The organism is Hymenobacter cellulosivorans, from assembly GCF_022919135.1.
GTDB lineage: Bacteria > Bacteroidota > Bacteroidia > Cytophagales > Hymenobacteraceae > Hymenobacter > Hymenobacter cellulosivorans.
The window spans coordinates 5497477-5518534 of sequence record NZ_CP095049.1; the positions used below are offsets into that span (position 1 = coordinate 5497477).

Below are 21058 nucleotides of genomic sequence, written 5' to 3' on the forward strand. Positions count from 1 at the left end.
CTTCAGTGGGTCACCAATCAAAAAAGCCAGGACAGGGAGTGTGTAAGAATCTGTTTACCAGCACTTCTATTACTCTCTAAAACTGCTTTCTCCGATGAAAAGACTTGGCTTCCATTCCTAACCGCTGCATTCCTCTGTTCCTCGCTGGCTTTCACCGCCTGCGACGACAACACCCCTTCGACGACTTCCCACACCACTACTTCCCACACCACTTTGGACTCAACTACCTAATCTAGCCCATCCTTTATGCTAGCCCGCAACTTCGGCCGGTAGCCCGGGCCGCCAGCCAGAGGAGATACTACCGACTTATTTATCTGAACCCAAAACGGCCTCCTTACCGACTGACAATCGGGAAGGAGGCCGTTTTATGGTTTAGGCGTAATTACTTCTGCGCGGCGGCCCAGGCGTCCATTTTGCGCTCCAGCACCGCCAGGGGCATAATGCCGTCCTTGAGGAATTCGTCGTGGAAGGCCCGCAGGCTGAATTTGGACCCGAGCTGCTTCCTGTACTTGTCGCGCAGCTCCTGAATCTTGAGTTGGCCGATTTTGTAGCTCAAGGCCTGCCCGGGAATGGCCATGTACCGCTCGATTTCGGCCGTGGCTTTCTGCTCGTTGATGGCCTCGTTGTCCATCATATACTTGATGGCCTGCTCCCGGGTCATGCCCTTGGTATTCATGCCCACATCTACTACGAGGCGAATAGCGCGGTGGATTTCGTTGCTGAGCGCGCCCATGTACTGGTAGGGGTCGGTGTAAAGGCCCAGCTCCTTGCCCAGGCTTTCAGTGTACAGGGCCCAGCCTTCGGAGCTGGCGCTGTAGCCCCCAAACCGCCGAAACTTGGGCAAAGCGGTATTTTCCTGTTGCAGCGAAATGTGGAAGTGGTGACCCGGAATGGCCTCGTGCAAGAACAAGGACTCCATGCCCGGCGTGGTAAACGTGGCGGCATCCAGGATGGGCACGTAGAAAATGCCGGGGCGGGAGCCGTCGGCGGCGGCGCGGTTGTACTCGGCCGAGGCCGAGGCGGCCCGGAAAGCTTCCGTCTGCCGGATTTCGAACGGGCTCTTGGGCTGGCGGCTGAAGTATTTCGGCAGATTGGGGGTGATGCGGGCCTGAATACCGCGGTACGCCGTCAGGACTTCCTCGGGCGTCTTGTAGGGCATGAATTGCTTGTCGGTCTTCATGAACTGGAAGAAGGCCGGCAAGTCGCCCTTGAAGCCAACCTGGGTCTTGACTCGCTCCATTTCCGAGCGAATCCGCTTGACCTCGGCCAAGCCCGTCTGGTAAATTTCCTCCGGCGTCTTATCCGTCGTTGTCCAGTTCTTCACGTAGAACTTGTAGAGCGCGGGGCCACCGGGCACCTCAGCCAAACCGGTGGTGGTGCGGGCCTTGGGCAGGTATTCAGTTTCGAGGAAATCGGCCAGCTTTTTATACGTCGGCACCACGTCGGTTAGAATCAACTGCTGGTAAGCCGTGGTCAGGCGCTGCTTGTCGGCGGCTGAGAAACTGGCCGGCAGCTTGTTGATGGGGCCATAAAAAATGCTTTTTGGCGCCTCCGCCACTACCAGGGCCCGGGCCTGCGGAATCATCTTTACGACCAGGGCCTTGGGCAGCACCACGCCGGCCTGCATCCCGCGGCGGAAATTGCTGATGGCCGAATCGGCCCAGACCGGAAACTGCCGGGCCCGCTGCAGCCAATTGTCGTAGTCCTGCACCGTTTTGAAGGGCTGGGCGCCTTCGCCCGAGCCCAACTGCACGAAGGAAATAGGCAGCCCCCAGAACTGCTTAAACGGCGTGAGCCAGGCGTTTTGCTGGAGCCCGCTGAGCTCGGTCTGGAGCTTGTACTGAAAGATGTCGTAGCTGATTTTGTCGTTGGCCGAAAGCTGGGCCCGCTTAAAGCCGCCGAGCTTGGTCAGGTAGCCCTGGTAGAAGGCCCGCAGCGTGTCGCGGTAGGCTTTGGTCTGGTCGTTGGGCAGCTGGTCGTTGTAGCGGTTGTCGCCCTGGGAAGTGGCGCTGAGCGGAAACAGCTGGTTGTTTTTCTCCCAGTACGCGTCAAACAGCGCCGCCAGCCGCTTATCGTCATCGGCCGGGCGCTGGGGCCGCATCGGCGGCGGGGTAAACGAGGCCAGCAGGGAACAAACCGCCACGCTGGTCAGGATAGTCTTTCTCATGGAGTCGGGAAGAATTTTAGCCCAAGATACAGGCCCTGCACCCTATTTGCCCAATCCTTGACTACTCTAAAACAACACCGGCCGGCACGCCAGCTTACGCTGCGTACCGGCCGGGTTTGCCTAGGCCTACTCTGCAGCTCCGTCCGTGGGAGCCGCGCGGTGGGCTATTGTTTCACGAAGTGGAAGTTGCGGGTTACGCCTTGCGACGTGAGCAGGCGTAGCACGTAGCTGCCGGCGGGCAGGCTGCGCACATCCAGCTCGGCTTCCCCGCTCGGGTTCAGCGCCTGGGTCAGCAGGGCTTGGCCCAGCACTGAATATACCGTGGCCGTGGCCTGCCCGGAGGCATCCGTAAACTGCACACGCAGCTTGGCGGTAGTCGGGTTGGGCGTTACGGAGAAATCGGCCGGGGCCGCGCCAAACGTCACCGTGCGTACGGGCGAGTAAGCGCTGGTGCCGTCCTGGTCTACTTGGCGCAGGCGGTAATAGGCAGTAGTGGCCAGGCGGGCAGCACCGGCATCCAGGAAGGCATAGCGCTGGCCCTGGGTAGTCGTGCCGGCGGCTTTTACCTGGCTGATAACCCGGAAAGGCTGGCCAGCTACCGAGCGTTCTACCTCGAAGTAAGCGCTGTTTTTCTCCTGCGCCGTGGCCCAGCTAAGTTGAGCGTCCAGGTTGTTGGCCGTCGCCGTAAACTGGGTAAGCTCTACCGGCAGCGGACCGCCGAACTGCGTGGAGCACAGCACCGAGCTGGGTACGGTCTGGGAGTTATTACCCGTATCGGGGCCGCTGTAGCTGAACACCAGCACGTTGTCGCCGCCGGCTTCGCCGTAGAGAATGGTAACGGGATACGTACCGGGGGCCAGGCTGATGGTGCCTGTGTAGAGGCCCGCACTGTGCGTGCCGCTGGCGTTTACCACGGCCTTACCTGCCTGCAGGTTGGTGTCGCGGGCGTTGTTGCCAACCCAGAGCCAGGCAGCGTCGTCGCTGAACAAGCCAAAGGTGTAGGTGCCACCCGTAGTGATGGTGATGTAGCCCCGCATCCGCGACGAATAGTTATCCGGGTCGGAAGCCGTGCCCGAGTTCATGGCCGCGGTGATGTCGCCCCAGTTGGCGCGGCCACTATAGTTCACCGTGCTGATGGTACGCGTCAGGGCCGGCGTAGCACTAAAGTAGTTGAAGTTGTCGTTGAAATACCCTTTGTAGTACTCCGCGTACAGGCCCTGCGTGGCCGACTGCCCGCTGAAGGTGTTTCCGGCGCAGGAGCCGGCGGGCAGCGTCACGGTCGTCGTCACGTTGGCGGCCGTCAGGCTACCGTTGTTGTTGGTTACGGCGGCGTCGTTGGTGGCAGCCGTGGCGCGGGCCTGCCCGCTGACGGACTGGTTGTTGTTGGGCAGCGTGAAGCCGATAGTGTAATTCTGAGCGTCGCCGCTGTTCATCGAGTTGATGGCAGGCAGCGTTACAATACCGGTGTTAGGGTCGTAGGAAGCGCCGGTCGGCAAGGCCAACGAGAGCAGAGCCTTGGGCAGCTGCACGGTGGGCACCACGCTAGTGGCTACCGACGGACCGTTGTTCTGTACCGTAGCAGTATAGGTTACCGAAGCGCCGGCGGCGGCCGTAGCCGGTCCGCTGATGGTCGTTACCACGTCGGCGGTAGGTGTCACGGCAATGCTGGCGGTAAAGCTGTTGTTGCCCGTGTTGGAATCGTAGGCAGACGAAGTAATGGAAGCCGTGGCGGCAACACTGGTTCCGGCTGCGGGGGCCGTAAACTTGATAACCGGCGAGAAAGTTGCGCCGTTGCCCAAGCTCGTCAGAGCCGGGAAGGTCAGCAGGCCGGTGCTCTGGTTGTAGGAGCCGCCCGCGTTATCGGTCAGCACCAGACCGGCCGGCAGTTGCACCTGGGCGGCGGTACCAGTGGCCGTGTTCGGACCATTGTTGCGGAAAACGACGTTGAATACGCCTTCCTGACCAGCCGGCACCGGAGTAGTGCTTACCGTAATATTGGCTTGCAGGTCGGCCGCCGCCGCCGTTACATTGGCGTTGAAGGTAAACTGGTCGGCCGCGGCATTGGAACCCTGGCTGGTGCTGGTACCCGTGTTGCTGACCAGCGTGACGGGACCCGCAGTGGCCGGAGCCGTAAAGCTGAGCTGGAAGGAGTTCGTAGCGCCGCTCGTCAGCGAGGCAGCTGGGTACGTGACGGTTACCGTGTTGTTCCCGTTTACTACTATCGACTGCGCCCCCGGGGCCGAAACGCCGGTGCTACCGGCGGGCAGCAGGATAGACTGCGTCACGTTGGCTGCCGTGGAGGGGCCATTATTGGTGAAGTTCACCGTGTAGGTGCCCGAAGGCTGACCCTGGCCCAGCACGACCGGACCGGTAATGGAGGTAGTTACGTCGGCTACAGGCGTCACGGTAAACTCGGCGTAGCTGAAGTCAACCTGGGTGTTGTTGCCCTGGCCCGTCGTGGTATAAATCAACGGGTAAGCAGGCACAGAAGTCACGGGCGGGGTGGTAAACCGAATAGTTGATACCAAGGACTGGCCGCTGGCCAAGCTGGTCAGAGCCGGATAGTTTACGAAGCCGGTAGCCGGATTATATTCGCCGCCGTTGGTGATAGACAAAATCGAAAGGCCGGTTGGCAGCTTCACCTGCGCAATGACTTCGTTGGCCCCATCCGGACCGGTATTGTTGAAGGTCACGGTAAAGCCCCCGGGCTGGCCGGCTGGTGTGGGGTTGCTCAACGGCACGGCGCTGGAAGCCACGTCGGCCACAGCACACTGCGCATTGTAGAGAACAGTCTGCACCAGGCCGCTACCACCACGGGTGGCGCCGTTAGGCGGAAACTCCGTCAGGGAGGTCGAAGAAGTCGTGCCGTTTACGCCGCCCTGCACCTGCGTGGTGAAGTTGGTGCCGGAGTTGTTGGTATACTGAATCAGGCCGCCACCGCCGCCACCGCCGGGCCCTTCCGACTCGGCGCCAGCGTCGCGCTGCGAACCGCCGGTGCCACCCTGGGCGCTGGCCGTAATGCCAGTAATGGTACCCCCAACGTGCAGCACGACGCTACCGCCGCCGCCGCCGCCGCCGGCAGCATCAGTGCCGCCCGAGGTGGGAATGTTGTTGCCGCGGAAGCCCGTCGTGCCGTTGGCCAACACGGAGCCCGAGCCCGATACAGCCCCGCCGGTCAGCATATAGACCAGACCACCGCCGTTGCCGCCGGACGTCGACACCCCGTTGTTGCCGTCGCCGGCCCCGCCGCCGCCGCCCAGGTAGAGCCGGCCCCGGTTTTCGAGTGGCCGGCCGCCGTAGCCGCCATTGTTCTGCCGACCGTTACCGCCCCAGCTCCCCGCGCCGGGCGCGGTCACCAAGGCATCCTGGTTGGCGGAAGCGTAGCTGTAGCCGCCCCGGCCGCCGCCGGAGGAAGTAGCAGTAGCAAAGCCGGCCCCTTCCAGGTTCCAGGCGTTATCATAGACACTGCTGGTACCCCGGTCGGGGTTGCCCATACCGGTCCAGGCGCCTAGGCCCACGTTGGCCCCACCACCGCCGGCGGCGTTGTGGGAGTTGCCCCCCCCACCGCCATTGGCGGCGGCACCCCGACCGTAGCGGCCGCCCAGCGCGTCGTAGTCGACGGCGGCCCCAGCAATGCCTTCCCCTTTTTCAGCGCCGAAAGTGGCCGCCGAGTTTCGGAAGCCGAATACCACGGCGTTGGCATCTTCTGAGCTATTGTCTACTGCTCCACCCCGAAAGCCCAGGCCGGTGGCGTTGATGGTTCCGTTTAGAATGGTTCCGTTAGCCACTTCCATGGCCACAATGCCACCTATTCCCGTCGTCCGGTCCCAGGCCGTGCCACTCACCGTAGCTCCGCTGTTCACCGTCAGAGTGTTGAAGCGAGGCAGGCGCACTACCTGCGTCTGCCCGGCAGCCGTATAATCGTATTTCAGCCCGCAAGTCAGGTTGATGACGTCGGTGCCGGATACGGAGGCTACCTCCAGCAATTCATACCGGCCCGCGTTGTTGTAAGCCGAGACGGAGCCGTAAATAGCAGCGTCGTTGGTGGTAATACTGGCGCCCTGCATCTGAATCAGCAGGATCAGGTCGCCCTGAGTCAGGACGCCCAGGAAACGGCCGTTGGCGTTCAGCGTATTGCTGCTGACCCGAATCAGGGTAGCTCCCGCCGCCGCGTCGGCCGTTACTTTGGCGTACTCATTAACAATGGCAGTACCCGTACTTACAGTGCGGTTGCCGTCGCTGCCCCGGGTGCGTTGGGCCTGGGCGGAAAGCCCCGGAAGCAGCAGAAGAAGAATCAGCCAGAGTCGGGGCGTTTGCCCATAGCCAATCCGGTGGCCCCGGCTTAGGGCAAGCCGGGTGAAAGCGGTAAAAAAGTGCATAGGTATGCTGAATGGTAGGTAACAGAGCAGGTGTTGAATTGTACTTCCGAAGTCGCACAGCTCAGCAGCGGCAAATTTACTCTGTGACTATCAGTATCTTACATTACTTTCTATATATATTATATAATTCTTGTTATATTTCAATTATTGTTGAGATTTTGTTTATTCATGGCAGGCGCTGTTTATGGTCAACAAACACTTAGCCCCACCGCAAAAGACCAGCTAGTGGCAATATTTATGTACCAACACCAATCGGCAAACGCGTAGACCCTTCCTCCTTAGCTCAACCAGGCAAATTTTAGTTTGCAGAAGCCACTCGCCATTTTCTGTCTTTTGTACAAAATTCCAAGAAAAATTCAGATCAGCCTTATCGGGCAGCACAACGGTCCTAAAACGACAAAACGGAAAGCCTGAAGGCTTTCCGTTTTGTCGTTTGCTCAGGAATTAACCCTTATTTCTGGTCGGCAGCCCAGTCATCCATTTTGCGCTCCAGCACTGAGAGCGGCATTACGCCGTCTTTGAGCAGCTCATCGTGGAAGGCACTGAGGCTGAAATGCTCCCCGTTCTGGCGCGGATACTTTTCGCGCAGCTTGCCTGAGGCACCCGCCGCGAGCTGGGTGTGGTACTTCTCGCGCAGCTCCCGAATCTTGAGCTGGCCTACTTTATAACTCAGCGCCTGCCCGGGAATGGCCATGTACCGCTCGATTTCGGCCGTGGCGCCCTGTTCGTTGATAGCCTCGTTGTCCATCATATACTTGATGGCCTGCTCCCGGGTCATGTTCTTGGTGTGCATACCCACATCCACCACAAGGCGAATAGCACGGTGAATTTCGTCGCCCAGCGCGCCCATGTACTGGTAGGGGTCGGTATAGAGGCCCAGCTCTTTGCCTAGGCTTTCGGTATACAACGCCCAACCCTCACCCATAGCTCCGTACCAGGCAAAGCGGCGGAACTTGGGCAGGTCCTGGTTTTCCTGCTGCAAGGAAATCTGGTAGTGGTGGCCCGGAATGGCTTCGTGCAAGAACAACGACTCCATGCCCGAGGTCGTGTTGAAGGTCGTGGCATCGAGAATCGGGACGTAGAAAATACCGGGGCGGGAGCCGTCGGGCGTACCCTGATTGTACTCGGCTGAGGCCGAAGCAGCCCGGAAAGCTTCCGTCTGGTGAATCTCGAAGCCGGTTTTGGGCGTGCGCCCAAACATCTTCGGCAGGTTGGGAGTGATACGGGCCTGAATACCGCGGAAAGCCGCCAAAACCTCTTCCGGTGTTTTGTAAGGCATAAACTGCTTGTCGGTCTTCATATACTGGAAGAAGGCCGGCAGGTCGCCCTTGAAGCCGACCTGCGTTTTAACCCGCTCCATTTCCGTACGGATCCGCTTGACCTCAGCTAGGCCCGTCTGGTAGATTTGCTCCGGTGTCTTGTCCGTTGTCGTCCAGTATTTTACCAGGTAGCGGTACTTGGCGTCGCCGTTGGGCAGGCCGCTGATACCGGTGGTGGCGCGGGCCTTAGGCAGGTATTCGGTTTCGAGGAAATCGGCCAGCTTCTTATACGTCGGCGACAACTCGGTCAGAATAGCCTCCTGATAAGCCGAGGAAAGCCGCTTCCGGTCGGCCACGCTGAACTCCTTGGGGAAGGTGTTAATGGGGCCGTAGAACAAGGATTTGGCCGCGTCGGTCACCACTAGGTCACGCATCTGCGGAACCATCTTTTGCACCAAAGCCCGGGGCAGCACCACGCCGGCTTTCATGCCCTGGCGGAAGTTGCTGATGGCCGAATCGGCCCAGACGGGGAAGCCGTGCGCCCGGCCCAGCCAGTTGTCGTAGTCCTGCACCGTTTTGAAGGGCTGAATGCCGGTGCCGGCCCCGTACTGGCCCAGCGAAATGGGTAGGCCGCCAAACTGGCTGAAGGGAATCATCCAGATAGTTGGGTAGTCGGAGCCTACCATAATGCCCTGCTTCATGCCGTCGAGGCGCATCTGCAGATCGTACTGAAACAGATCGTAGCTCACCCGGTCGGTGGCCGAAAGCTCGTCGCGCTTGAACTTGCCCAGCTGAGTCAGGTAGCGCTCATAAAACCGGACGAGGCCGTTGCGGAAGGCCTTGGTCTGGTCGTTGGGCAGCTGATTGTTGTAACGGTTGTCGCCCTGGGCGGTGGCGTTCATCGGAAACAGCTTGGCCTGCTCTTCCCAGTAGTTTTCGAAGAGCGTTTTAAGGTCTTTTACATCGGCATCAGCCGAGCCGGTTTCGGAGGCCGTTTGGTCGGCGGTTTTTTGCTGGTTGCAGCCGGCCAGCAGCGCACAGGCGAGCAGACCGCCCAGGGCGAGTTTTTTCATTCCGAGAGAATGTGTAGTGGTTGAGGCCAGGAAGGTAAAGTGTTTGACTTGAAATGACGCAACCTCGGCGGCAAAGCTGCGCTGCAACCGACCGGGGTTTTTCGAAAGCATAGCAAACCGGGCTATTTTACCCCGGGCCTCCTCCTGCTAGGCCTACTAAGCTGGTAGAGTAGTAAAACCATAATAAAGACTTTATATTTGTAAGTACTTACATAAATCCTTACACTTGTAGCATGGATTTTTTCGAACAACTTGGACCGGCGGCTCTAGGAAGCCGCTTGCGCCGTCTTAGCGAACAAATGACTACCCAGGCGGCGGCCGTGTATGCGCTGTACCACGTTCCTTTCGAGCCGCGCTGGTTTCCCGTCTTCTACACCGCGGCCTCCCAGCCTGACTTGCACGTGGGAGAAATTGCGGAGCGGATCGGGCACACCCACGCCGCAGTAAGCCAAGTGCTCAAGGAGCTGGCCAAGCACGATTTGGTGAGCGTGCAGCGCGGCGAGGCCGACCAGCGCCGCAGCATCGTGGCCCTCACCCCCTCCGGGGCCAGCCTGTGGCCAGCTCTGCAACAGCAGGCCACCGACGTACGTCAGGCCACGGAGGAACTGCTGACCGAAACCCGGCACAACCTCTGGCTGGCCATTGGGGAAATGGAATACGCCCTGTCGCGCCGTAGCCTGGCCAACCGGGTGAAGGCCATCCGCGACCAGCGCATTGCCGGCCAGGTCCGCATCCTGGACTACACCCCCGAACACCAACCCGTCTTTAAGAACCTGAATGCCGAGTGGATTGAGCGTTACTTCCGCCTGGAGGAAGCCGACCTCAAGGCCCTCGACCACCCCGAGGAATACATTCTGCAGCGCGGGGGGCACATCCTGTTAGCCGAGTACCACGACCAGATTGTGGGCACCTGCGCCCTAATCAAGATGAGCGACGATATGTACGAGTTGGCAAAAATGGCCGTGTCGCCGACGGCTCAGGGGCTGGGAATCGGTCTGCGGCTGGGCGAAGCTGCGGTAGCCAAGGCCGCGGCTTCAGGAGCGGAGCGGCTGTACCTGGAAAGCAACACCAAGCTGGGCCCGGCCCTGAACCTGTACCATAAGCTGGGTTTCCGCAAAACCGTTTCGGGCCCGGCCTCACCGTATGAGCGCTGCAATATTCAGATGGAGCTTCTGCTGAAGTAGGGATTTTCCGGCCTGACAGGCGCTATTTTGACATCGGGCCCAACCAGAAAGCCGCAGCCGGGTTATACAAGCCATTCTCTCATCACAACGAATTCGCAATGGAAGCACTAAGCGGTAAAATAGCCCTGGTAACGGGCGCCGGCAAAGGAATTGGACGCGCCGTAGCCCTGGCACTGGCCCAGGAAGGCGTACAGGTGGCCTTGCTGGCCCGCTCGGCAGAGCAGCTGCGCGCCGTCGCGCAGGAGATTGAAGCGCAGGGCGGCCGGGCCGTGGTTGTTGCGGCCGACGTGGCCGACCGTGCCGCCGTGGAAGCCGCCGTAGCCCAGGTTCTGGAACAGCTCGGCACCATTGATATCCTGATTAATAATGCCGGCATCGGCACCTTCGCCAAGCTGGTGGACATGGAGCCGGCCGAGTGGGAAAAGATTATCCAGGTAAACCTGCTGGGCACCTATTACACCACCCGGGCCGTGCTGCCCCAGATGATAGCACGCGAAACCGGCGACATCATCAACATTGCCTCCACGGCCGGGCAGCGCGGCGCGGCGACGACCAGCGCCTACAGCGCCTCGAAGTTCGCCATCCTGGGCCTGACCGAGTCGTTGATGCAGGAGGTGCGCAAGCAGAACATCCGGGTGTCGGCCCTCACGCCCAGTACCGTAGCTACCGAACTGGCTATCAGCAACAAACTCACCGACGGCAACCCCGACAAGGTAATGCAGCCCGAAGATCTGGCCGAGTTCATCGTTTCCCAGCTCAAGCTCAACCGCCGCATCTTCATCAAGGAAGCCGGCATGTGGAGCACTAACCCGTAGTGGGGCTCTGCGGCACCCCAAGCGTCATTCCGAGCCTCGCATGCTGAGCTTGTAACAGTAGCCCGCAGAAGAGAACGTCATGCCTGATCTGGCCTCCGCTCGTCGAAGCATGACAATAGCAGGGTATGCAAGATTTCTCGCTTTGCTCGAAATGACGTTGCTATTCACATAAAAAGGCCCCGGAAGCTGCTTCCGGGGCCTTTTTATGTGAATCAAGCGACTCTACTTTATGATCCGGCCATCTTTGCCGATGCGCACGTCGGGCTTGTCGCCAGCTTTGGGCACCATGGTACCGAAAGCGCCCTTTTTCTCGAAAGACTGGATTACCTCGTCTTCCACCGGAGTGCGCTTCACGACCGGGTTATTGGCCCAGAATTCGGGGTCGTACTTGATGCTCTTGATGGCGGCCAAATCCCGGTCGTCGACGCTGACGCGGGCGTAGGCAATACTGGTAGGCGTGGTGCTGGTATCGAAGAAGAAAGTAAAGGACGATACGGTGAGCGGGGTGGCGGGCTTGCCGGGCGTGGTCAGGTCGGCAGCCAGGTTCACCTTCATGTATTCGAGCGGAGCCACATCGTCTTCCGTATTCTGAAACGACATCTCGATGTCGAGCTTGGTGTTGCTAAATTTCTGGTCGGGGTTGGAAGTGGAGGCCGTAAAGTTGGGCGTCGTCATTCGGTAGCGCACCACTTTGTAGCTGTCCACGTCAATCCAGATGGTGCCCTCGGCCTTGTAGCGGGTCAGCTCGGGGCGGGTTTGGAAGTCGATTTCGGCAATGCCGCCCTTGGTCGTGTCGGGGCCGGCCACAATGCCTTTGAGCTCCAGCAGATAGTTTTTCACCACGTTAGGACTGAGTAGGGCCAGAGACTTAGTGGTGTCGGCATTGGCGTCATACAGGCCGTAGGACTTGGTGTAGAGCGAGAAGTTGCTGAAGCTGGTAATGCTGGGCTTGGCGGCGTAGCGCCCCTGGGCAATGGCCGTGCCCTCGATGCGGGCCGTGCTGGATTTCACGTTCCAGACTACTTCCTGCAACTCGGTAGGGTCGTTGGCAATGCGGGTGATTTGCCGGTAGAAGGCCTTCCCGTAGAACTTGCGCTTGTTGCCGCGCTGCAGCTGGCGGAAGGCCCGGTCGACAAGGCGGAAGGCGTAGCTGCCCACTTTCACTTCGGGCAGCGTGATGGTAGCCGACGCCAGGGACACACGCAGCAACTCGGCATTAGAAGTGACGCGCAGCGTGTCGCGCACGTGGCCCAGCTCCGAGATAAGCAGCGTGATGGGCAGCTTGTTTACCCGCAACGAAAACTCGCCCTCGGTGTTGGTGGTGGTGCCCAGCGTGGTTCCGGGCACCGAAACGCTGGCAAACGGCAGGGGCTGGTTGGAATCTTTGTCGAGCACGACGCCCCGCAGCTGCTGGGCCTGGGTAAGCTGGGCCAGCAGCAGCCCAAGCAACACGAGAACAAACGTGGGCCGGAACCGGCGACGAGGCCGGACGACGGCGGAAACAGAGGCAGCAGAAATCATCAAATCGGCGTAAAAAGGTATGTGGGGCAACCTGCCCGGACCGGAGTAACGACCAGGCCGGCGGGGTGCGTATGCGGCCTTGCAAAAGTAGGACCGGTTCGGCTATAGACCGGGAAAGTTTTAGAAGGTTGTTGGTCAAGCACCGGCCTGGCCGTCAATCGTAACACATTCTTCACACCGGCAGAGCCCGCCAACCCGCATCTTTGCGCCATGAAAAACCGGCTGTTATTGCTTTGCGGACTGGCCCTGCTGACTTCCAACCCGGCGCCGGCCCAGCGGGCGAAGCCCCTCACCCTGGCTTTTGGCTCTTGCAACCGGGTAGAATTGCCCCAGCCCCTATGGCCCGTTATTGCCGCCGATAAGCCCGACGTGTGGATTTGGCTCGGCGACAATATCTACGGCGACACCGACGATATGACGGTGCTCAAGCAGAAGTACGACGCCCAGCTCAATCAGCACACCTACCAGCAGTTTCGGCGGCAGGTGCCCACCATCATCGGCACCTGGGACGACCACGACTACGGCCGCAACGATGCGGGCAAGGAATATCCCTTCAAAAAGGAAAGCCAGCAGCTGGCCCTCGACTTCTTGCAGGAACCCCCGGCCAGTCCACGGCGCCGACAGGAGGGCGTTTACGCGGCTTACACGTATGCAGTAGGCCGCAAAAAAGTAAAGGTAATCCTGCTCGATGACCGGTATTTTCAGGATGAGCTCCAGCGCAGCCCCGACCGGGCCTACCTGCCCAATACTACCGGCGACATTCTGGGCGCGGCCCAGTGGCAATGGCTGGAGCAGCAGCTCACCGGTTCCGATGCCGATGTGCATATTATTGGCTCGGGCATCCAATTTTTGCCCCAGCAGCACCCTTATGAGAAGTGGGCCAACTTTCCTGCCGCCCGCCAGCGCCTGCTCGACCTGCTGGTAAGCAGCCGGGCCAAAGGGGTAATGCTGCTCAGCGGCGACCGGCACATCGGGGAAGTTTCAAAGATAACCCTGGCCGGCCGCACCCAGCCCGTCTACGAAATTACTGCCAGCGGCCTGACGCACTCGGCCACCCAGAACGCCGGAGAACCGAACCAGTACCGGGTGGGGCCGCTCGTCAACCAGAAGCACTACGGACTGCTGCAGTTTCGGCAGCAGGGTAAGCAGCTGCTGGTAAAAGCTGCCCTGAAGGGTGAGGACGGGCAGGAGTTTTATAGCCAGGAAATCGAGGTGCAGTAGCTGTGGGCGGGCACTAGGCATAGGGTGCCGTTTTTAACATTGGTAAAAAGAAACCTGGGGCCGGGGCCGGACCTTTGCCTTCTCACGTTTCTTGTTTGCTATGCAGTGGTTCTTTCTGGTATTGGGAGGGCTGGCGGAAGTTGCGTTTGCCTTCTGCTTAGGCAAAGGCAAACTGGCCGAAGGTCTGGAGGCCATGGGCTGGTACGCCGCTTTCGGGGCCTGCGCCGCCCTGAGCTTTTACCTGCTCCATTTGAGTTTGGCGCAGATACCCCTGGGTACTGCCTACGGCGTCTGGACGGGCATTGGCGCCGTCGGGACAGCTCTGCTGGGAGTACTCGTCTTTGGCGACCCGCTAACCGGCCCGCGCCTGTTTTTTCTGGCCACGCTGATTGGCTCCTTGCTGGGTCTAAAGGCAGTATCGGCTTAGGGGCGCGGCGCTTTTTTCAGCTGCGCCCGTACCCGGCTGAGCGTGACCTGGGTAATGCCGAGGTAGGACGCAATATGGCCCAGGGCCACGCGCTGCAACAGGTGCGGGCTGTGCTCTAACAGGTCCGCGTAGCGCTCGGCGGCCGTGCGAAACTGGCGGGCAATAAGCTGCTGCTCGGTTTGGAGCCACACCCGCTCTACCATCACCCGGCCCCAGTTGGCCAAGTGTACATCCGTGCGGTATAGCTGCTGAAGCGCGGCCATATTAAGGCGAAACAGGCGGCTGTCTTCCAACAACTCAATGGTTTCGTAGCTCAGGGCCTGTTCGGTGTAGCCGCGAATCGAGGCCAGCACGGCGCCTTCAGTGGAAAACCAGAAGGTGACTTCCCGCTCCTCCCGCTGGGCGTAGGCCCGCGCCAGCCCGTGCTGCAACACGTAAATGTGCTGGGCCAGCTGGTCATCCCGAAACAGGCGGGTGCCTTTCGGCAACTCCACATACTCGGCCAAGGCCAGCATTTTTTCCAGCGAGGCGGGCGGCAACGGGTACGTAGCGTGCAGAATTTCTGGTAAAGTCATACGGAACGTCTCAGCAACAGAAAGCTAGTTTCAATCGGGTGCGGCGCAACTTACGGAAGAAGCACACGCCCCGCCATACCCTACAAAGACCCCAGCAGATGAATCAGGTTACCATCAGACCAGTAAGCCCCCAGGAAGTTGACCAGTTGCAGCAGATTGGCCGGCAAACGTTCTTCGAAACTTTCGCCACCAGCAATTCTGAGCCGAACATGCGCACCTACCTGGCTGAAGGCTTCGCCACTGAAAAGCTAATGGCGGAGCTACAAAACCCGGACTCGCGCTTTTACTTCGCGGAGTTGAATAACGCCGTTGTCGGCTACTTGAAGGTTAACACCGGGCGGGCTCAAACGGAGGCGCAGCCGGCCGACGCGCTGGAAATAGAGCGGATTTACGTGCTGCAAGACTACCACGGCCAGCACGTAGGGCAGGCCTTGTACGACCAAGCCCTGCAGCTAGCCGCCCAGGCCCGGGCCAGCTACCTGTGGCTGGGCGTGTGGGAAGCAAATCCGCGGGCCATCCGCTTCTACCAGAAAAATGGCTTTGTCGAGTTTGGCAAACACGTCTTCACCCTGGGCGACGACCAGCAAACCGATATTCTGATGCGGCGGCCCCTGACGGATAGTTCCCACTAGGCCGCCAGCCCAAAAACAGAAACGCCCCGGCCTCTCGACCGGAGCGTTTGCTACATGACAGGCAACAACCTGGCTCGTTACTCTTTCACAAACCGCTGGGAGTTCACCTGTCCGTTGCTGCTGATGCGCAGCAAGTAGGTACCCGGCTGCAAATTGTCGACCGGCAGGGCCAGCTGCTGACCGGCACCGGTGCCCTTCAAGCGGCGGCTACTCAGCTCATGGCCCTGGGCGTCGAGCAGCGTCACGTTGACTGGGCCCGTGGTGGCCGGGATGCTGACGTTTACCTCACTCCGGGTCGGGTTGGGGTAGAGAGCCTCGGACGCCGTAGCGGCTACCCGGCTGGCCGGGGCCGGGCTGAAGCTCCACCAGTTGAGGTTGAAGCCGCCCGCCGGTATACCAATGGCAATATCCTGCCGGCCCGCGGGCAGCGTGACGGTGTGCGACACGGTGGTCCAGGTTTGCCAGCCGCCCGTGGCCGGCACATTTACGGTGCCCCGTTGGGTGGTGCCGGCGTTCTGCTCCAGGCTGATGCGCCCACCGCCGCCGGGGCTGGCCACGCGGTATTGAATCAGGTAGCTGCCGGCCGCCGGAATATCCACGGTATAAGCCAACCAGTCGCCGGGGTCGAGCCAGCCCACATTCAGGCCGCCGCCGGTGTCGGTAGTCGTTTCGGTTTGCACGCCCGACATCGTGTGGAAGCTTTCGGCCTGCACCACCGTGCCGCTGGTTGCGGGCGGAGTGCCCCCGCCGCCGGTACTGCCTCCCCCACCGCCGCCGGTGACGGTGCCGTTCCAGTTTTGGATGTAGCCTTTTACCAAGGAACCGGATTGAGTCAGGAAATTATCCGACCATGCTGCCGTGGGACTCGTGCCGGGTTTCAGGGCCGAAGCCGTTTCGGCTTTGTCGTTGAAGGCCCAGTTGGCGTGACTGATGCTGTTCTGCTTCAAAAACGTCATCCACTCCTGGGTCGAAGCCGCGTCGATGTAGCCGTTGCCCGAGGCTTCAGTGGTGCCATACTCCGTCACGAATAGCGGCACGCCCCGGTTCAGGGCCGCCTGGGCTTTGTCGCGCAGGCTCTGCTTGTGCGTGGCGGCATAGAAGTGCAGGGTGTAGGCAATGTTGGAATACCGCGTGATAGGGCTGCTGGCCGCCACGTCCACGTCCTGCGACCAGGTGGGCGTGCCCACCACGATGATGTTGTCGGGGTCAATGGCGCGGATGGCCCCAGCCACGGCTTCGGCGTAGGGCTTTATCACGCCCGTCCAGGACACCTGTAGGGGCTCGTTATACACCTCGTAGATAACGTTGGGCGAGTTGCCGTAGGTGCGGGCCATGTCCTGGAAGAAGGCAATGGCCTGGCTCTGGTAGTTTTCGGCGTGGTGCGAGTGCCAGTCGATGATGACGTACAGGCCCTGGGCCAGAGCGGCGTCCACCACCGTTTTCACCTTCTGCCGGTTGCCGGTCGGGTTGCTGATGTAGCCGCCCGCGTCTTCCACGCCCATGGCCACGCGCACTACTTTAGCGTTCCAGTTATTGCGCAGCCAGCTGACGGTGTTGGCCGTGTAGTACTTTTCGCCGCCCCAGCCGTCGTTGCTCCAAAACAGGCTGTTACCGGCCAGGCTCACGGGCTGGTTGTTCTTGTCGACAATCTTGTTGCCGGCCACTTGTAGCAGGCCGTACTGCTGCACCGGGGTTTGGGTCTGGGCCAGCACGCTCTGGCTCAGCGTGGCCGCTACGCCCAGCAGCAGGCACTTGGTCCAGGCTCGGCGCGAATGGGACAGGTTGTTTTTCAGGGCTTTCATAGAAGGAGAGAAAGAATAGAGTGAGAAAAAGAATACAGGGCATCTGGCGGCAATAGGCGCGCTGCTCTGGCGGGCAGCAGCAAAAACCAGAGTGGGCCGAGGGTTTCGACCGTAGCGGATAAGGGCATAGCAAAGCCGGTTCGACGGCCCCGAATGGGCTGTTTAGCGGCAATAGTCACAATAGGTAGTGGGCGGGTGCCGGGGTGACAGGGAGGCTGCATCCGGCGCAGGGTGGCAAAGGGCACGAAGCCGCCGGTGGGTCTGGGCCGGGGCACGGGTCGTTGCAAAGGCAGCCGCTGGGGCTATAGGCGAGGGCAGTATAACCGGAAACCAACGGTTTAGCTTCAAAAGCCAATTTCCGCCGCAGAATCCTGTTTTATCTACCTGTACGGGCCCTGCCGAAAAAAGGCTACCTAAATTGCGTCTATAGACGCAATAATAAAATACTTCTTACCAGATATTTAAGAAGAACTACCTGAGCCACTTATCGGGCGGCGGGCTATTCCTTACTCTGCAACCGGCTGCTCCCATCTCCCTTGCCCCAATACGCCAGCGGTGGCCGATGGGGCCGGGCAATCGGTAAGCCGCGCTTTCCCGTAAATTCGCCGCTCCACTAGTTTCGCGCTTATCTTGACTTGCTCCCGCTTCTTCCCGCTTCTGTGGCTGCTCCTGGCCCTGCTCTATTCCCCGGATACCACGGCGCAGAGCCGCAAAAAGTCATCCGCTACTAAGAAAAAGCCCCGCACGGCGGCCAAGCGTGGGAAGCTAAGCGCCACGGCCCGGCGGCGCCAGGAAATTCTGGACTACCAGGAAGCTCAGGCGGCAGCAGCCAAGGCCACGGCCCGGAAAGCCACGGCCGCCGCACAGGCAGCTTCCACTACCCCGGCCAAGGCCGTGGCTGGCACTATTCCGCCGAAAGCCCGCGGCGTGCAGCCGGTACCCTTTGCCGCCCAGCTTACTTCCTCGCGCTGGGTCGATTCGGTGATGAAGACGCTTACGCCCGACCAGCGTGTGGCCCAGCTCTTTATGGTGGCGGCCTACTCCAACCGCAAGCGCATTGACGAAGACTCGGTTTCGGCCCTGATTCAGCAGTACGGCATCGGGGGACTTATTTTCTTCCAGGGCGGGCCGGTGCGGCAGAGCAAGCTGCTGAACCGCTACCAGAGCCAAAGCAAAGTGCCCCTGCTGGTAGCCATGGACGCCGAGTGGGGCGTGGGCATGCGCCTAGACAGCGTCGTACGCTTTCCCTACCAGATGAGCATGGGCGGCATTCGCCAGAATCAGCTCTTCTACGACATGGGCCAGGAAGTGGCCGCCCAGTTTAAGCGCCTGGGCATGCACGTCAACTTTGCCCCGGTGGTGGATGTGAACAACAACGCGGCCAACCCCGTCATCGGCTTCCGGAGCTGGGGCGAGCAGCGCGAAAACGTGACCGAGAAGAGCTACCTCTACATGCGGGGCATGCAGGACGCGGGCGTGCTAGCCGTAGCCAAGCACTTCCCCGGCCACGGCGACACCGACACCGACTCCCACCTGGCCCTGCCCCTGGTGCGCGTGGACCGTCGCCGGCTCGATACCCTGGAGCTGTTTCCCTTCCGGGACCTGATGCGCCGCGGCCTGGGCGGCATCATGATTGCCCACCTCAACATCCCCGCCCTCGACTCCACGGGCATGCCCAGCACCTTGTCGAAGCCTATTGTGACGGGCATGGTCAAGCAGCAGCTGGGCTTTCAGGGCGTGATATTCACCGACGCTATGAACATGAAGGGCGTCATCAATAAATACCCACCCGGCGAGGCGGACCTGCGCGCTTTGCTGGCCGGCAACGACATCCTGGAGTTCTCGAAGAATATTCCGCTGGCGTTGAAAATGGTGCGTGCTGCCATCAATGCCGGCCAGCTTAAGCAGGAAGATATTGACGCCCGCTGCCGCAAGGTGCTGGCCCTGAAGCAGTGGGCCGGCCTGAACAAGTACCGCCCCATCGAGCTGCGCAATCTTTACCAGGACCTCAACCCCGTGCACGCCCAGGCCCTGAGCCAGAAGCTTTCCAGCCTGAGCGTGACCGTGCTGCGCAACCAGAAAAACGTACTGCCCCTGCAGCGCCTCGACACTCTGCGCCTGGCCACGCTCACCATCGGCACCAAGGACACCACCGACTTCCAGCGCCTCGCGGCCGACTACGCTTCAGTTGACCACTACTGGCTGTCGGCCACGGCTACCCTAGACGAGCTGACCCGGATGCGGACCACCTTGCAGCGCTACAATACCCTGCTGGTGGGCGTGAATAATTTGGGCCGCCTGCCGGCTACCAACTTTGGCGTGACGCCCGAAACCAACCTGATGCTGCGGGAGCTGACCAGCGCCAAGCAGCGCGTCATCGTTAGCGTGTTTGGCAATGCCTACGCCGTGGCTAAAATCCGGGACCTGGACCGCGCCGACGCCGTGCTGCTGGCCTACCAGGAAAGCCGCAACGCCCAGGAAATAACGGCCCAGGTAATCTTCGGCGGCATCGGGGCCAGTGGCAAGCTGCCCGTAACGGTGACGGACAAGTACGCGCAAGGCTACGGCCTGACGACAAAAGGTGGCCTGCGCCTACGCTACGGCTTTCCTGAAGATGCGGGTATGAGCAACACCCTCGAAGCCCGCGTCGACTCCATCGTAAACAAGGCTATGGCGGCCCGAGCCATGCCCGGCTGCGAGGTACTCATTGCCCGCCAGGGCACCGTGGTGCTGCGCAAAAGCTACGGCACCTTCAGCTACCCCGACGCCCCGGCCCAGGCCGGCAAGCCCAGCCGAGCCGTGCGCAACACGGACATCTACGACCTGGCTTCCCTGACCAAGGCCACGGCGGCCATTCCGGCCCTGATGAAGCTGCAGGAACAGGGCAAGTTCAGTCCCGACCAAACCCTGGGCTTCTATTTCCCCGAATTCAAAGGCACCAACAAGCAGGACCTGAAGCTGCGCGACGTGCTGGCCCACCAGGCCCGCCTTAAGGCCTGGATTCCATTCTGGCAGGGCTATACCCAGCCCAAAGGCTTCTTTGCCGGTCTGTTCTCCGGCTTTAGCAAACCTGACCCCAGCAAGAAGCCCGCCCCCGACGCCCAGCTCAGCCGCCGCTTTTTCCGCCCCGACTCCTCGGCCCGCTTCCCCCTGCAGGTAGCTACCCGGCTCTGGGCCCGCAAGGACTTACCCGAGCAGCTTGTGAAGCAGATTGGCGAGTCGGCGCTGAATGACAAGCCAGGGTACGTGTACTCCGACCTCTCATTCTACCTCTATCCGCTGCTAGTGAAGCGCATCACCGGCCTGCCCTTCGACCAGTTCTTGCAGCAGCAGGTGTACCAGCCGCTGGGCGCCACGACGCTGGGCTTCCACCCCACCCGCCGCTTTTCGCGCAGCCGCCTGGCTCCCACCGAGTACGACTCCGTGTTCCGCCGCCAGCAGCTCCACGGCACGGTGCACGACGAAGGCGCCGCCCTGCTAGGCGGCCTCTCCGGCCACGCCGGGCTTTTCGGCAACGCCAACGACGTAGCCAAGCTGGCCCAGACCTACGCCTGGAAAGGCCAATACGGCGGGCAGCAGATTCTGAAATCCGACATCCTGGCCGACTATACCCGCTGCCAGTTCTGCGACCAGGGCAACCGCCGCGGCCTGGGCTTCGACCGCCAAGCCGCCAAGCCCGCCGGCAACACCGCCCACGGCGCCTCGGCTAGCAGCTTCGGCCACTCGGGCTTCACCGGTACCTTTTTCTGGGTCGACCCGGAGCAGGAGCTAGTGTACGTGTTTCTCTCCAACCGCGTCAACCCGACCCGGCGCAACAACAAGCTCGGCGAATTGAACGTCCGGACGGATATTCTGCAAGTGGCTTTGGAAAGTATCCGCAAGGCCCAAAAGCAGGCGGTGGAGACGACGGTGGAGGAGTAAGCACCGCAACCAGGGCCTAGGCAACCATTGGCACGCGTTGCGGATCATACCCAGACTTGTTGTCAGTTCCTTTCCTATTTCT

General features: G+C 60.7%; 12 protein-coding genes. 6 read left to right on the top strand and 6 right to left on the bottom strand.

Features of this window, described 5'->3' with window-relative positions:
- Positions 1-382: 382 nt before the first annotated feature.
- The 3 genes from MUN80_RS23275 to MUN80_RS23285 form a co-directional block, all read right to left on the bottom strand.
- Positions 383-2167 carry a DUF885 domain-containing protein gene (locus MUN80_RS23275; RefSeq protein ID WP_244716844.1) on the bottom strand — a complete coding sequence of 595 codons (1785 nt, stop codon included), beginning with the start codon at positions 2165-2167 and terminating at the stop codon, positions 383-385.
- 164 nt (positions 2168-2331) lie between these two features.
- A complete protein-coding gene (locus MUN80_RS23280; protein ID WP_244716847.1) occupies positions 2332-6546 on the bottom strand; it encodes a beta strand repeat-containing protein in 4215 nt (1404 codons plus the stop codon).
- A gap of 451 nt (positions 6547-6997) precedes the next feature.
- Entirely contained in the window at positions 6998-8878 is a 1881-nt protein-coding gene (locus MUN80_RS23285) for a DUF885 domain-containing protein (protein ID WP_244716849.1), read from the bottom strand.
- A 299-nt stretch (positions 8879-9177) separates the two neighbouring features.
- On the opposite strand from MUN80_RS23285, the gene MUN80_RS23290 reads away from it, so the two are divergent.
- Together MUN80_RS23290 and MUN80_RS23295 are read left to right on the top strand one after the other, a co-directional pair.
- Entirely contained in the window at positions 9178-10062 is an 885-nt protein-coding gene (locus MUN80_RS23290; RefSeq protein ID WP_244716851.1) for a bifunctional helix-turn-helix transcriptional regulator/GNAT family N-acetyltransferase, read from the top strand.
- A gap of 98 nt (positions 10063-10160) precedes the next feature.
- Entirely contained in the window at positions 10161-10877 is a 717-nt protein-coding gene (locus MUN80_RS23295; RefSeq protein ID WP_244716853.1) for a 3-ketoacyl-ACP reductase, read from the top strand.
- 222 nt (positions 10878-11099) lie between these two features.
- Here MUN80_RS23295 and MUN80_RS23300 read toward each other — a convergent pair whose 3' ends face one another.
- Positions 11100-12398 (bottom strand): carboxypeptidase-like regulatory domain-containing protein, encoded by a 1299-nt coding sequence (locus MUN80_RS23300; RefSeq protein WP_244716855.1) that lies wholly within the window; start codon positions 12396-12398, stop codon positions 11100-11102.
- Between the two features lie 210 nt (positions 12399-12608).
- Here MUN80_RS23300 and MUN80_RS23305 point away from each other — a divergent pair, with 210 nt between their 5' ends.
- The gene (locus MUN80_RS23305; protein ID WP_244716856.1) at positions 12609-13619 is read left to right on the top strand and encodes an alkaline phosphatase D family protein; all 1011 of its coding nucleotides are present in this window, start codon (positions 12609-12611) and stop codon (positions 13617-13619) included.
- 100 nt (positions 13620-13719) lie between these two features.
- Entirely contained in the window at positions 13720-14046 is a 327-nt protein-coding gene (locus tag MUN80_RS23310; RefSeq protein ID WP_244716858.1) for a DMT family transporter, read from the top strand.
- On the opposite strand, the gene MUN80_RS23315 is transcribed toward MUN80_RS23310, so the two are convergent.
- Positions 14043-14621: a Crp/Fnr family transcriptional regulator gene (locus MUN80_RS23315; RefSeq protein ID WP_244716860.1), complete on the bottom strand. Its 579-nt coding sequence runs from the start codon at positions 14619-14621 to the stop codon at positions 14043-14045. The two genes, MUN80_RS23310 and MUN80_RS23315, sit on opposite strands and share 4 nt — an antisense overlap.
- Positions 14622-14719: 98 nt before the next feature.
- Here MUN80_RS23315 and MUN80_RS23320 point away from each other — a divergent pair, with 98 nt between their 5' ends.
- Positions 14720-15253, top strand: a complete 534-nt coding sequence (locus tag MUN80_RS23320) for a GNAT family N-acetyltransferase (protein ID WP_244716862.1) — start codon at positions 14720-14722, stop codon at positions 15251-15253.
- Positions 15254-15330: 77 nt separating this feature from the next.
- Here MUN80_RS23320 and MUN80_RS23325 read toward each other — a convergent pair whose 3' ends face one another.
- Positions 15331-17055 (bottom strand): cellulase family glycosylhydrolase, encoded by a 1725-nt coding sequence (locus MUN80_RS23325; protein ID WP_244716864.1) that lies wholly within the window; start codon positions 17053-17055, stop codon positions 15331-15333.
- 630 nt (positions 17056-17685) lie between these two features.
- Between MUN80_RS23325 and MUN80_RS23330 the strand changes: the two genes are divergently transcribed.
- A complete protein-coding gene (locus tag MUN80_RS23330; RefSeq protein WP_244716866.1) occupies positions 17686-20976 on the top strand; it encodes a serine hydrolase domain-containing protein in 3291 nt (1096 codons plus the stop codon).
- The last annotated feature ends 82 nt before the right edge of the window (positions 20977-21058 follow it).